At 63.1% G+C, this 13,658-nt stretch carries 12 protein-coding genes and 1 tRNA gene; 4 read left to right on the forward strand and 9 right to left on the reverse strand.

All coding sequences use genetic code 11. The features are described 5' to 3' along the window. Positions 1-19 precede the first annotated feature (19 nt). Positions 20-400: a zinc-ribbon domain containing protein gene (locus M1P90_RS00920; protein WP_483700757.1), complete on the forward strand. Its 381-nt coding sequence runs from the start codon at positions 20-22 to the stop codon at positions 398-400. A gap of 94 nt (positions 401-494) precedes the next feature. Here M1P90_RS00920 and M1P90_RS00925 read toward each other — a convergent pair whose 3' ends face one another. The 3 genes from M1P90_RS00925 to M1P90_RS00935 are packed head-to-tail and all read right to left on the reverse strand — an operon-like array spanning position 495 to position 3,499. After that, the gene (locus M1P90_RS00925; RefSeq protein ID WP_483700758.1) at positions 495-1,316 is read right to left on the reverse strand and encodes a hypothetical protein; all 822 of its coding nucleotides are present in this window, start codon (positions 1,314-1,316) and stop codon (positions 495-497) included. A 42-nt stretch (positions 1,317-1,358) separates the two neighbouring features. Continuing rightward, positions 1,359-1,829, reverse strand: a complete 471-nt coding sequence (locus M1P90_RS00930; protein WP_483700759.1) for a hypothetical protein — start codon at positions 1,827-1,829, stop codon at positions 1,359-1,361. Positions 1,830-1,885: 56 nt separating this feature from the next. After that, entirely contained in the window at positions 1,886-3,499 is a 1,614-nt protein-coding gene (locus tag M1P90_RS00935; RefSeq protein ID WP_483700760.1) for a CHAT domain-containing protein, read from the reverse strand. A 273-nt stretch (positions 3,500-3,772) separates the two neighbouring features. Here M1P90_RS00935 and M1P90_RS00940 point away from each other — a divergent pair, with 273 nt between their 5' ends. Continuing rightward, positions 3,773-6,310: an NACHT domain-containing protein gene (locus tag M1P90_RS00940; protein WP_483700761.1), complete on the forward strand. Its 2,538-nt coding sequence runs from the start codon at positions 3,773-3,775 to the stop codon at positions 6,308-6,310. 100 nt (positions 6,311-6,410) lie between these two features. Here M1P90_RS00940 and M1P90_RS00945 read toward each other — a convergent pair whose 3' ends face one another. Further along, on the reverse strand, positions 6,411-7,301 hold the full coding sequence (locus tag M1P90_RS00945) for an oxygenase MpaB family protein (RefSeq protein ID WP_483700762.1): 891 nt from the start codon (positions 7,299-7,301) through the stop codon (positions 6,411-6,413). A gap of 121 nt (positions 7,302-7,422) precedes the next feature. After that, a tRNA-Arg gene (locus M1P90_RS00950) sits at positions 7,423-7,499 on the reverse strand. A gap of 350 nt (positions 7,500-7,849) precedes the next feature. Here M1P90_RS00950 and M1P90_RS00955 point away from each other — a divergent pair. After that, a complete protein-coding gene (locus tag M1P90_RS00955; protein ID WP_483700763.1) occupies positions 7,850-8,755 on the forward strand; it encodes a c-type cytochrome in 906 nt (301 codons plus the stop codon). A gap of 202 nt (positions 8,756-8,957) precedes the next feature. On the opposite strand, the gene M1P90_RS00960 is transcribed toward M1P90_RS00955, so the two are convergent. Next, on the reverse strand, positions 8,958-10,460 hold the full coding sequence (locus M1P90_RS00960; RefSeq protein ID WP_483698632.1) for a hypothetical protein: 1,503 nt from the start codon (positions 10,458-10,460) through the stop codon (positions 8,958-8,960). 284 nt (positions 10,461-10,744) lie between these two features. Then, complete coding sequence (locus M1P90_RS00965; RefSeq protein WP_483700764.1) at positions 10,745-11,749, reverse strand: Gfo/Idh/MocA family protein; 1,005 nt, start codon at positions 11,747-11,749, stop codon at positions 10,745-10,747. Between the two features lie 104 nt (positions 11,750-11,853). Here M1P90_RS00965 and M1P90_RS00970 point away from each other — a divergent pair, with 104 nt between their 5' ends. Beyond that, a complete protein-coding gene (locus M1P90_RS00970) occupies positions 11,854-12,342 on the forward strand; it encodes a nitroreductase family deazaflavin-dependent oxidoreductase (RefSeq protein WP_483700765.1) in 489 nt (162 codons plus the stop codon). 395 nt (positions 12,343-12,737) lie between these two features. Here M1P90_RS00970 and M1P90_RS00975 read toward each other — a convergent pair whose 3' ends face one another. Both M1P90_RS00975 and M1P90_RS00980 read right to left on the reverse strand, forming a co-directional pair. Continuing rightward, positions 12,738-13,142: a hypothetical protein gene (locus M1P90_RS00975; protein ID WP_483700766.1), complete on the reverse strand. Its 405-nt coding sequence runs from the start codon at positions 13,140-13,142 to the stop codon at positions 12,738-12,740. Continuing rightward, the gene (locus tag M1P90_RS00980) at positions 13,139-13,342 is read right to left on the reverse strand and encodes a hypothetical protein (RefSeq protein ID WP_483700768.1); all 204 of its coding nucleotides are present in this window, start codon (positions 13,340-13,342) and stop codon (positions 13,139-13,141) included. The genes M1P90_RS00975 and M1P90_RS00980 overlap by 4 nt, the downstream gene beginning before the upstream one ends. Between the last annotated feature and the right edge of the window lie 316 nt (positions 13,343-13,658).

Consider the following 13,658-nt stretch of genomic DNA (forward strand, 5'->3'; position numbering starts at 1 on the left):
TTAAAGGAGTATGCGAACGATGAGTTACGCAGACAAGACGCTGGTGTGTCGCGACTGTGGGATGGACTTCGTCTTCACAGCGGGCGAGCAGGAATTTTACGCACAGAAGGGCTTCACGAACGAGCCGACGCGCTGCCCGGCCTGCCGGCAGCAGCGCAAGGCCAGCGGCGGTGGCCGCAGCGGTGGCTACGGCAGCCGCGACAGCTACGGCGGCGGCTATGGCGACCGCGACAGCTACGGCAGCCGCGGCGGCGAGCGCGAAATGCACAGCGCAACCTGCGCCTCGTGTGGCAAGGAGGCCCTGGTGCCGTTCGTGCCACGCGGCGACAAGCCCGTCTACTGCTCGGATTGCTTCCAGCAGCAGCGCCAGTCGTCCGGCCGCTCCAGCAATCGCTGGTAAGGCACGCGACAGAACGTAAAAAAGGTGGCCTGCTCATTATGAGCAGGCCACCTTTTTTACGTTCTCTTTTCCCCGCCCGAGCAGAGGATTTTGCCTATTTGCCCAGCAATTCCTGCAGTTGCGCGATCTGCAGGCGAATATCATCGATCTCCATCGACACCTCGGGGCGCACGTTGTAGCCAAAGATCGCGGCCTGCTGCTCAAGCACGCGCAGGCGGCGCGTCAGCACGTCGATCTGCCCGCGCGTGTGCTCGGGGCCGGTGTCGGCGGGCTTGGGCGCGCCGTAGTGCACCACCTTGTCGCCCTGTACTTTGTCGCCGGCAACTTTATCCCCCGCCACCACATCGCCCATCTTCTTAATTGTGTTGCCGCTGCCGAAGTTCACCCCGCCCGACTGCTGCGTGTTTGTGATATTGCCATGCACATCGCCCGCAATCGCAGTGCCTACCTGCGCATTCTGGCCGATTGAGAGGTTGTGCGTGCGGCTGGGCGCACTCATGCGCCTGATCTCCTCGCGCAATTGTTCCAGCGCTTCGGTCTGTCCGGCGTCGGCCAGCGCGCGCTCGGCCAGCGGAACAACGCCCAGCTCTTCGGCCAGCTTCTGGTAGAGCGGCGCAAGCGCGCCCTGCTGCGCCTCCTGCGTGGCGAGTGCAAGCGCGTTTGCGTCGTCGTACTTGCGCTGCACCAGGTTGGCAATCAGGTTTGCGCCCAGGCCGCCGGCCACGCCCATCAGCGCCACCAGCGCGCCGTTGGGGTCGGCGGCATAGGCGGCAACGGCGGGCAGAATGGTGCTGCCAAGCAGCATGCCATAGAGCGTGTTTGTGCCGGCGCGGGCCAGGGCGGCCTGCGGGTCGCGCGCAATATCCGTGACGATCTGCTGCGTCTCTGCGCGCCAGGTTGCCAGGTCGAAGGGCATGGCTGTTTCCTTTTCTCTGCAGGGGGCGGCTGCTGGCGGATATTATACCGAAGCAGCGTTATCGGTGCTGTTGGGCTGCCCGGCTTTGGCGCGCTCGGCGATCTTTTTTGCGACCATGCCGAAGCCGGCGGCTGGGCTTGCCAGCGCGGCAATCGTCACGTCGAAAATATCGGGGGCCATGCCTGCCAGGGCTTTCAGCCAGCGCCCAAGCTTGCTTTCATTGGCGCTGTCGCCCGCTCCTGCTTCGTGCTCGATCTGCTGCACGGTCTGGGTTATTTCGTCCTTGTCAACATTCGGGTCGGCGGGCCGCGCGTCGATGCGCGCGTAGATTGCCCGAAACAGCTCGGCGGCGCTGGTAGCGTCGAGCCCGCTATGAACCTGTGCGCGGGCGTTTCGGCCGATTGCGACCCCAGTGCTGTTGGTGATATCGCCAACCGTGATTTTGTCGCCCAGCACCTTGTCGCCGGCCACTTTGTCACCAAACACAATGTCGCCGTTGGTGTTGTCGCTCATTGGTTGTGCCTCCTTCAACGCTTGCGTGTATATGCCTGCCAAAGGGAATGCACGATTTAGCCGAATTGCGCAGCGATGCGCTGAATTTCGGCGCTGAGTGGCGCGGGGGCGGAACGCAGGGCCCTTGCAAGCGTGCGCGCAAGCGGCGGCGCGATTTCGGCCAGGCTGCTCAACCAGCGTTCGATCTTGCTTGGGTTGGCAGCTGGGCCATTCGCCAGCTCGTGTTCGATGCGCTGCACAAAGGCGTGCAGCTCGGCACGGTCGGCAGCAGGGTCTTCGGGCAGCGCGTCGATCTGCGTTCGCAGCTCGTGAAACAGTGTGGCGAAAGGCGTTGCCTCGCCAATCGCTGCGCTTGCGCCACGGCCAATTGCGATCCCGCTGCTATCACGAATATCGCCAATCGTGATCGTGTCGCCGCCAATTTTGTCGCCGCCGATCGTGTCGCCAAACACCCGGTCGCCCGCGCCCACGCGCTCCAGCCAACGTTCAATCGCCTGCTCGGTCGCACTGCGCGCCTGATCGCGCTGGGCGGCGCTGCCCGCGCCAGCGAAAAGCGTGCCGTCTGCCGCGCGCATGTAGAGCACCGCAACGCCCCAGTCGCGCCCGGCCGGGTCGGCATTGTAGGCAGCCAGCCGCCCGGCTGCGACGGCGCGCTCAATAGGCAGGCCGCCGGCCAATGCCTGGTAGAAGTGTCGGCTGAATGCAATCGCGCAGGTATCGCTGATGCTGAACTGGTTCGCAACGACGGCGGGGATTGCGCATTTAATCAGGGTTGGCGCAATGCCGCCCCACACATTGATGCCGCCGCGCCGGCCAGTTTCGCAGCCAGCCAGCACGGCCAGGCGCACGCCATTTCCCTGCAGGTTCATGGCCAGCTCTTCGGCCGAAACGCGCCGGTCGGCAAGTGCCAGCGTGCCACTGCCAATGTATGTGCGCGGGCGCTCGCCCATTTCGAGCGCGAACTCGCCGTGGCCGGCAAAATGAAACACTCCCGCGCCGGGTATGGCTGCCAGAAGCTGATCGAGCGTGGCCTGTTCGATAAATACCGGGCGAAGGGCAGCCTGGCCTTGCAACGCCTGCTCGAGGTCGCGGCGCTCCTGCGCCAGATCGAGGCGCGGCATGTCCGGCGGGGCGGCCAGCGCGGCGACGATCTTCAGCGCCTGGCTTGTGCCGGGTTGAATGGCAGGAACTTCCTGGGGCAGCGCCTCGTGGCGCACGATTGCGATGCGCGGGTTCAGCGCCAGAAAGCCATCCATGCCCTCGCCACCGCCGGGCTGGTCGAGGTAAATGTATTCCCACGGAAGTTCGGCCAGGGCAGGCGGGAGACGCAAACGCAGCCGCAGCCCCGTGTCGGGGCCGGCTTTGGCGAGGCTGCGCAGAAACAGCTCGCGCACACCGGGCGCGCCAGCGCTACCGCCCGCAGGGAGCAGCCAGCCGGCAAGCTGCCGCCCCAGCGCGATCATCCCGGCGCGATCAAGGGCGCGGCGCTCGAGCAGCTGGAGCTGATCGCGCAGCTGGCGGCGGTCGATGGCGAAGGGCACGCGCTCACCAATTCGCATTTCGCCGGCGGGCGAGCTAAGCATGCGCAGAAAATAGCCTGGCGTCTCGCCGGCTGGCGTGCCGTTCGTGGCATCTTCCCAGGCCTCAATTATCAGGTCAAGGTAGTTCACGCTGGCCTCGCTTCAGCGTCGCCGCAGCGCATGATCTATTCAATTATCAAACGAAGCTCACTGCAAAAATGGGGCATATATTTCAAGCAATTGCGGTCAGTTCAAGCGTTTGGTGGGGCGAACCCGTTCGGCGGATGTAATGCGCCCTGCGCAGGCGATACGGAGATATTCCCTAAAGATCTATTCAAAATCTATCGATAATTAATACATCAGCGTCGTTCAATAGAGTAGCAACTACAGGCGCTCGCACGCCCACACACACGGGAGGGCTGTATGGCCGCATCTGACGGGCCGACAGGCAAAACCATCGCCGAAACGTTGAAAGCCCGACTGGCAGAGGTGCTGCCTTCCAAGCTGGAAAGCGACGCTGCGCACCTTGTCGATCAGGCGGCGCGCTACGACAACGGCCGGATGAGCAATGAGGAATTGCTGGCCCTGCTGGTGGCCGACCCACGGATCGCGCACTTGCTGGCGGAACTTCAGCAGATGCAGCAGCAGCTCGCCGCGCATACCGGCAGCGTAGGCGATGCGATCGCCGGAGATAAGGTTGGCGCTGATAAGGTTGGCGGCGATAAAGTCGGCGGCGATGTGATCAACGGGAACAGGATCGACATCACCATTGAAGGCGTGACTGATCCCAACGCGCTGATCCAGATTATTCGCAAGGCTGGCAGGCCCGAGCCGGGCGAGCAGCACGACGCGCTGATCGATGCCTATCAGCAGCAATTTGTTGGCGCACTTGGCCAGCTCACTGCCGCGAAATACGTGTTTCCGCTTACCGTGCGCCAGAGCGCCACCCACAATGAAGGCGCTGCTCCTCCAGGCATTCCCCTGGAGCAATTGATTGCACGCATCCAAACCTCGCGCATGATCATCCTGCGCGGCGCGGCCGGCAGTGGGAAAAGCACCTGCATGCGGCGGCTGGCGAATATTCTGGTGCAGGATGAATACAGCAATATTGTGCCGATTTTCTTGCAGCTGCGCGAGCTGAATGCAGAAATGCTGCTCCGCGCTGGCGAGGCAATTGCTGAGGATGCCGAACCCGAGCAGTATATCGAGCCGCTGCTGGGGGCCTCGATTGTGCCGCTTAGCCCAGCCGACCTCAAAAAGCTGGGCGACCATGCCATGGACCTGCGCAGCGGCATGATCCTTGTGATGGCCGATGGACTGAATGAACTGTATGGCGAAGATCTGACCAACCTGATTTTGAAGCGGCTGACGTCGTATGTTACACGGCGCGGGCTGAGCGCGCGCGTGCTTGTTTCGGATCGGATTACGCCGCGCGATGTGATTAACCAGCAATGGCAGCAGATGCGGCTCGAACAGCTTGCGCCCCAGGTCGTGTTTCAGCAGCTTCAGGGGTATGGGATCGACGCCACCTACACTCAATTGAGTGAGAACGACAAGCGCCTGTTGCAAACACCGTACTTTCTGGCCTACGCACTCGATCACAATACCATCACGCTGGTGTCGGCGGCCGAGGCGCTCAAAAGCTTTTTTGAAGAGCTTGGCTTCGACGTCGATACACTTGATCTTTTGGCACACGCAGCTTTTACTGCTTACCAGGATCACCACAGCTACAAATTCAAAACCGGGCGCTTCACGGGCATCGTTGGTGAAAAAGTGTTTCAGAAGCTGATTGACGAAGGCGTTGTGGAGCTGATGCCGGAGGGCAGCGAGAAACGCGCCGACGACGCCAGCCGTGAGCGCGAGGTTCGCTTTGATCATCCGCTCAAGCACGATTACCTGGTAGCGCGCTACCTGGCCCAGCATACAACGGAGTGGACGCCGGCAACGCTGGATGTGGTGAGCTTCGAGTCAAACTCGTTTGACGCCCTGGCGATGACGCTGGAGCTGCTGCAGGATGAAGCGCAGTGCGATACATTTATTCAGCGTGTGCATAACTGGAACTGGGCGGCGGCGCTGACGTGTATTGCCAAGGCGGTGCGCAGCGGCGGTGGGCGCCATTCGCAGGAAATTCAGTTCGCTGTGATGGCGCTGGTGGCCGAGAAGCTGTTTGACGCAGTGCGCCAGACGCGTGTGCGCGCGAAGGAGGTACTGGCGCTCTTCCCGCAAACCATGGCCGCGCCGTACACCCAGGCCGGCAGCATAGACGAACTGCGTGTGTTGGTACAAAAGCAGGTGCAGGCCGAGGCAAAATTTTTAACCCGCGAAGCCTGGTTCCCAGAGTGGCACGAGATCTTTCTTCGCTTTGACAAGCTGGCAGTGAGCGAGCACGACTTGCGGCAAATTGTGCGGCAAGAAGCGGTGCTGGGCTGGACGGCTGCGAATGTGCTTCGTCGTTACCGCCTGAGCGACATGGATGTGCGCCAGCTGCGCGCCTACTACGATGCCTGCGCAGCCTGCCAGTACAGCGATTGGCGCGCGAGCACCATTCGCTCGCGCGTGGTCCATGCCCTGGGCCGCACCGACACACGCATGGCCGTTGACTTCCTGTTCGAAGCGCTCACCAACGAGCGCTACGCCTGGGCGCAAATTGGCGCGGCGCGTTCGCTGGTTGAGATCGCCGCACTCACGGCCGACAGCGAATTGCGCGGCTATGTTATTGCGAGGCTGTTGCGCATGGTCAACGACGCAAGCAGCGAGATTATGGGCGCTAAAATACTGCACGAAATTGGCCAGTCGGCTTTTTACGATAAGGCGCAGGCAGGCTGGCACGAGGCGGTTAGCTCGCTGATTGTGCTGGTGCGCGATCGGCAGACCGACTCCGAGCGTGACTGGTGGTCACACCTTATCGTTGAGTTTGAAACTTTCTGCAAGCCGCTTGAGCAAGCGTTAGGTGCAGATTAGTAGTGTAGCGGGCGGATGAAGAGCCTAAAATCTGCGGTGCATAAGCGCGCTGCCTGCAATGTGTGCAGGCAGCGCGTTTGCGCGCGCCAGTTGAACCGTCCTACCTGCTTCCGCCTGCTTGCGCCGGCCGGTCGGCGCCAAGCTCGTCGATGGCGTAGCCGCGCGGGTAGCTGGGGTAGTGCGCCTGAGTGAAGAGGTAGGGCGCGCGGCGGGGTGGCAGGGCGCGCTGGGCGCGGGCTTTCAGGCGAAGGGCGCTGCTGGCTATGCGCCGCAGCCAGGCTGGTGGCGATGGGAAGCCAACCGCGCGCAGAAGCGGCTCGTCGATCAGCGCGGCGACGAGTGGCTTGCCCAGCGGCCAGAGCGGGCGCGGCAGGTACATGCCAAGCAGCAAATCGCGCGTGGCGCTGGCGATGCGCTCGTTTGGCGGCGTGTAGCGGAAGTTTGCGCGCTCGAAGGCCATATTGAACGCCTCGAACTCTTCCAGCGTGGCTGGCAGGTCGCGAATGTTCATGCGCGTGCCGATCTGCATCCAGTAGGTGAAGGTCGCTGTGCGCTCGTGCGCGGTGTAGGCGCGCCAGCCAAAGCGGTCGATCCAGCGCATCGGCTCGAACACAAAGGTCGAGAGCGTATACAGGTACTCGTCGTTGGGGATGGGGTAGCGCCCGTGCTGCTGGTTCATGCGGCGCAGCGCCGCCCGGCCGCGCGGGCTGTCGTAGCCGTGTTCGAGCAGTTCGCCCAGGATGAGCACGGTGTCGTCGTAGCGCTTGCGGGTGCGCTCGACGAACTCGCCTGTGCGCTCCAGCAGTGGCGTGCCCTTGGCGACGCCAAAGGTGCGAAACAGCGCAAACTCCAGCGCGCGGGTGTAGTCCCACGGGAAATCGTAGCAGGTGCTGAGGAAGCAGATCTGCTGGTGGTCGGCGACCGGGTCGAGCGTTTGGATGAAATCACGAATGCTGGTGCGCGATGTGATTGGCGGCGCTGCAAAGGCCATGCTTTCCTCCACACGTGTGCTTTGCGAAAGAATGCGCGGAGAGGGCGGTTGCTGGATGAGTGGGAAAGAAAAACGCCGTGGCGATTGCTCGCCCGGCGCGTTTGTGTGCTTTGGGGAAATGTGGCGATCTCGGCGGGGCTCGAACCCACAACCTTCAGCTCCGGAGGCTGACGCTCTATCCAATTGAGCTACGAGATCAGGATCGCCTGCATACTAGCATTCCTGCGTCGGTGTGTCAAGCTCCGCCCCCAGGGCCATGCCAAAGTTCCAAAAATCATCCACAGATTACGCAGATTGCGCAGATTATGCACCTGTTACCTGCGTTATCTGTGGATAGATCTCGTTCCAATTCCTACAGTGAGATGGCCCTGGCTCCGCCCAAAGGCTGATTGTGCCGCAGAACGGTAACCATGCTTCTCGGTTGCGCGTCGTGCATGCTGATGAGCGCAGAGCGTGGGTTTCAGCGGGGCATGCGGCGACTCATCCAAACCTGGCGATTGGTTCGATTTTCTCCTTAGAATCTTTTTGCATCAACCGAGGAGCAAGGCGTGCGTATACTACGAGGAATTGGCATTGGCCTGGGTGTGCTGGTGGCGCTGCTGGTGGTGGCGGGCATTGGCGTGTACGTGGCCAGCAGCATGCGGTTGAATAAAACCTACCAGATCGCCGACGAGCAGGTTGCGATCCCAAGCGACGCGGCCAGCCTGGAGCGCGGCAGGTATCTGGTGACGACGATCGGGCAGTGCGTGGATTGCCACGGCGCGAACCTGGCCGGGCGCGAGTTTCTGAACGCCCCCGGCATTGTGCGCGCGGTGTCGGCCAACCTGACGGCGGGCAAGGGCGGCATTGGCGCAAGCTTCACCGACGCCGACTGGGTGCGGGCTATTCGCCACGGCGTGACGCCTGAAGGCCGCCCGCTGCTGATTATGCCCTCGCAGAACTATAACCACCTGAGCGGCGACGACCTGGGCGCGATTATCGCGTATGTGAAGAGCGTGCCGCCAGTGGACAACGAGCCGGGCAGCAGCGATGTGCAGCTGCTGGGCCGCGCGCTGTTTGTAGCCGGCCAGATCGACGCGCTGCCAGCCGAGAGTATCGACCACAGCGCGCCCGCGCCAGCGGCGGTTGCGCCCGGCGCGACCCCGCAGCACGGCAAGTATCTGATTACCATTGGTGGCTGCGCCGACTGCCACAACACCGCGCTTTCGGGCGGGCCGATGACGGGCGCGCCACCCGATGCGCCGCCGGCCGCGAACCTGACCCCGCAAAGCGAGCTGAACGGCTGGACCGACGCGGATTTCATTGCGACGATGCGCACCGGCACGAACCCGGCTGGCAAGCAGCTCAACGCGTTTATGCCTTACAAGTACATCGGCCTGCTTTCCGACGACGAGCTGCGCGCGATGTACCTGTACCTGAAGACCATCCCACCAAAGGCCGTGGGCGAGAAATAGTAACGGAGCAGCGTGTAGCGCTATTGGGCCACAGAGAACACCGAGAACACTGAGATTTGAGCGATCAATTTACTCATCTTTGTCGACTCTGTGGCTCGGCGGATGTGTTTGCGGATGTAGAAAAGCGCCGGGTGGAAATGCTTCCGCCCGGCGCTTTTTTGTTTCGCTAAGACATGGTTTGTAGGTACTTTACAGTTTGTGATTAGGCGGCCAGCGTCCACTCAGGCATCAGATGCGCTGGTGAATGCTCCGTGCTGGCTGGTGGATAGCCTAATGCCACCAGCCAGTCAGTCGGCGCATCGCGCATCCCGCTCAGATGCAGCGGGCTCTGACCTTTATGCTTCCCACGAGTAAACACACGATGGTTGTGCCAAACTGCCAGCAACGCCAGCATACCGTTTGTCAGCCTTCGCCGCACCGCCAGATGTGGGCGCAGGATGCTATGCCACCGCTCCACCGCGCTCGAAACCTGCACCGCCTCCTGCCAGGCTGTCAGCAGCACTCGCGCCGCCGCACGCCAGTCCACTGGCACCGCCGCTATCACCTCCGCATCGGTCCACGCCAATTCCTTCCGCCTCAGCCAAGCCCATCCCAGCAGCGCTTGCCGCTCGGCTGCCAGCACTCCACTCAGCTCCTGCTGCACCTGCTGCACCTGGGCACCAAAACTCAGCAGCTTTGGCATTTGCCTCCGAATGCGGCGCGCCAGGCGCCCCAGTTCGGCCTGCTGCTCTCCCGCGCTGCTTTCTGCCAATTCGTCCAACAAGCTCAGCAGCGCGTCCAGTTCGTCTTGCCGCTCGGCCAAGCTCAGCAACCGCTTGCGCCCGACCACCACCACCGCCAGCAATCGATGCAACTCGTCGGTCAAATAGGCCAGCGCAGCGACACCATCGGTCGCTGCCGCCAATTCCTGGCTGTGGCTCTCAAGCGTGCGCTTGGTCGGCCGACCGCGCTGACGTGTCCCAAGCTCGAGGCAGGCAGCTTGGCGCTCAACTGCCGCTGTACGCGCGTGCATCTGGCTCAGGCGGCGCTGCAGGCGAGCCTGCACCAGCGAGCAGGCTTGGAACAGATGCCAGTGGTCGAGTTGCACCAGCACATCGGGCGTGACGTGCTGGCAGGCACTGTGCATGGGTGCGCCATCGTCCATCACAACCCGCTCCCATCGCAGGCCACGCTCCTGCAAGCTCCACAACAGCAAGGTCCAACTCTCGGTATCGACCGCCAGCGGTCCTTCAGAGGCCCAAACTGCGCCGCTGTGCACATCGACCACGTTCAGATAGGCGGCTCGACCGTGAGCGGGAAAGATTTCGTCGAGCGCCAAGGCGCGAGTGGAAGAAGGAAGGTGCGTGTGCATCCAGGTCAGAGCGCGCTGCTGAGCCTGGTGCAGGACTGCGACGATGGTGGGCAAACTGAGGCCCTGTCCGAGCAATTCCTGGGTCGCGGCTTGAATGCCACGCTGAGAGGCATGCGCGATCCACAGCGTCAGAATGTGGCGAGCGCTGGAGCGGGCAGGCGCGTGAGCAGACGGCGGCGAAAAGGCAGCCGTGATGGCGCGTCGGGCGTGCTCGCGCCAAGCATACAAGGTCGGGCGCGAGACGTGATGTATGCGGCTGAGGCGTGTCACGATACCATACTCGCCTTGATGTGCCAGCAGCAGCGCTGCGGATTGTGCACGCATCTCGGGCGTGCTAGGATGTGTGCGACCCATTGGGTTCTCCCTAGTGATTGGTTGTGGTTGGCCCTTCAACCATACCACTAGGGAGTTTGTCTGTCAGCAGGCAGGGAAAGACTGTAAAGCTGGCTTGGTCTGCCTGAAACCATGTCTAATCAGTAAAAATCCACAGATGCCGCAGATTACACAGATGATGATAATTTTGGTTGATGAATTTTCTAGGCCTGGTAGAACGATTGAGACATAGTGGACATAGCATGATCGAACAAGACAGCCAACCTCTGTGCCCTCGGTGCGCTCTGTGGCCCAACAGCACTTCTTTAGCAGTCGAGTTGGGCGCTCTGGCGCAGCGCGAGGCCCGCCGCTGTGTAGCACGCATCCACCACGCGCATGTTGGCAATTGCATCGGCGGGCGTGGTGATGATCGGCACGCCATCGCGCACGGCGGCGGCAAAGGCGCGCAGCTGATAGATATACGTGCTCGCGCCGCTGATCTGCTCGCGGCGGGTGACGCCCGCGCCAGTAACCGTGAGGCTGTGGAAGTAGTGCGGCAGAAACGGCATGGTGACGTGCAGTTCGCCCGCAGTGCCATACACCGCCGCACTGGCGCGGAGCAGCCGTGCCGACAGGAGCGCGCATGCCATGGTGGCGCTTGCGCCGCCGGCGAGGGCGAACTCCGCCGTCATCAGGCGATCGGCCTGTGGGCGAATGCAGCGCGCGCTGGCGTGCAGGACGTGTGGCTCGTCGCCGGCCAGCAGGCGCAGCAGATTGATCGCATAGCAGCCCACGTCCATGCCCGCGCCGCCGCCCAGTTCGTAGCGAAACTGGATGCTGCGCGGCTGAAGCAGCGGCACGCTGAACTCGGTGCGGATATGCAGCACGCGCCCAAGCTCGCCGCCCGCGATGATGGCCTGCAAGCGCGCCGCCAGCGGATGGTGGCGGTAGTGGAAGGCTTCGGCCAGCACGCGCCCGCTGCTTGCTGCCACCCGCGCCATCCGCTCGGCGTCGTGGGCGTTGGCGGCGAGCGGTTTTTCGCACAGCACGTGCTTGCCAGCTTCGAGCGCGCGAATCGCCCACGGCGCATGCAGGCTGTTTGGCAGCGGGATGTACACCGCGTCGATCGCGGGGCCGGCCAGCAGCGCGGCATAGGAGGCGTGCACCTGCGGGATGCCGTGGCGCGCTGCAAAATCGCGGGCGCGGGCCGGGTCGCGCGCGGCGACGGCGGCGACTTCGACTTCCGGCACGGCCCGCGCCGGGCGAATGAGCGCGGTGACGGCAATGGGCGCGGCGCCCAGGATGCCAATGCGCAGTGGTCGGTTGCTCATGCGGGCGCTTCTTTCGGCTTGACGCGCGGCCCGATCTGCATGTAAGCTGCGCGCAATGAGTTTGAGCGTGGGCGGCACATGCGCCGCCGCGCAGTGGAGGGAGCATGCGCGCCGACCCCAAGCAGATGCCCTGGCCCGAGCGGATGATTCGACGTTTCCTGGTGTCGCGGCCGGGGATCTGGTACGGGCGCTACGTTCTGCCCTACCTCGATCTGCCGCTGCTGCGCGTGTCGCGCGGGCGCTGGAGCATGTCGCCGGGCCAGCCGATCCTGCTGCTGGCGACCACCGGCGCAAAGACGGGCAAGCGCCGCCTGACGCCCATGGTTTTCCTGCGCGATGGCGAGCGCCTGGTGGTGATCGCGTCGAACGGCGGGCGCGACTACCACCCCGGCTGGTACTACAACCTGCGCGCGCACCCCGCTGCAACGGCCTATGTCGGCGGGAACGCTGGGCGCTACCGGGCGCGGCTGGCCGAGGGCGACGAGCGCGCACGACTGTGGCAGCAGGCGCTGGGCTATTTCGAGGGCTTTGCCAACTACGAGCAGCGCACCGCCCGCGCCATCCCGATCTTTGTGCTCACGCCAGAGACATAGAGCGAAACAACGATTTCAAAAGCGCGATTCACCACGAAGACACGAAGACACGAAGATTTCGAAACGTAGAAATGAGAGCCAAGAAACAAGAACCACGGAACCTCAGAACAGAGGACCACAGAACCACGGATCTTATAGCGGTTTGCAGAACAATTGAACACTCATATGCTGGCGAGAAGGCCTTGTAGCGCGGAAAACCCAACTGCCTGCTGCGTCCTGCCGACTGCAAACTGCTATAGATCTACAAACGACACCAAGAGTATACTCATACTCTGTGATCTCTGTGCCCTCTGTGGCTCTATTCTCTCAGCCGGAGAGCGCAGAACCACACAGGCGGCATGCCTCGCCATCGGGCGGGCCGGCGACCCACAGCTGGCAGGCCGGGCAGTGGTAGCTCAGCACCCGGAGAGCGCAGAACCACACAGGCGGCATGCCTCGCCATCGGGCGGGCCGGCGACCCACAGCTGGCAGGCCGGGCAGTGGTAGCTCAGCACCTGCGGGCCACGGAGCGGCACTGCGGGCGCAGCCGGCCCCAGCGCGGCGCGCAGATCGGCGTGCGAGGCCGCGCCCAGCAGCTCGGCGCGATCCACGCGCTCGCCGGCCAGCGTGAGCGCCAGCAGCATGCCCGCGCTGATCGTGTGGCGGTCGCGCACATTCGCCAGCGCGCCCTGATCGATCGTTAGCGTTTCCTCGTCGTCGGGGCTGTCGCGGCGCGTCGCCGTGAGGGTCACGGTGTCGCCGCCGAAGAAGCCGCCGAAGTTATGCACTTCCTGCACCAGGTAAAGAATCGGGTCGCTCATTCGTCGCTCCACACGCTGCGCAGCGGGCAATCGTCGCAGGGCGGCTCGCTCTGGCAGCAGGGCCGTTCCTGATCGGCAGCCGGCGCGGGGCAACGGTCGCACCAGCCACGCTCGCGCTCGTGTTCGCTGCGCAGAAAGCGCCCGCAGCCGGAGCAAATTGGCGGCAGCGCGCCCGCCGGGCTTGTTTCAGTGATTGTCATGCGGCGCATTGTAGCACGGCTGCGGGAGATACGAGACACGAGAGGAGAGACAGGGAGGGTAGGCAGTTTGCAGTCGGCAGTCAGCAGTTTGCAGTCGGCAGTTGGCAGTACGCGCAGTACCATTGAACTTGCAGCCTTCAAACTTCAAACCTGCGGCGTAAAGCATTTGCGCCCTTTGCGGAAAGACAGGGAGACGGTAGGCAGTTTGCAGTCGGCAGGTGATAGGGAGAATTCCTTCAAATCTTCGTGCCTTCGTGGTTCGGTACTCCACAGCCTTTGCGTTCTTTGCGGTGAAATATACCGTCGTCAGTCTTCT

The organism is Kouleothrix sp. 19917, from assembly GCF_057073505.1.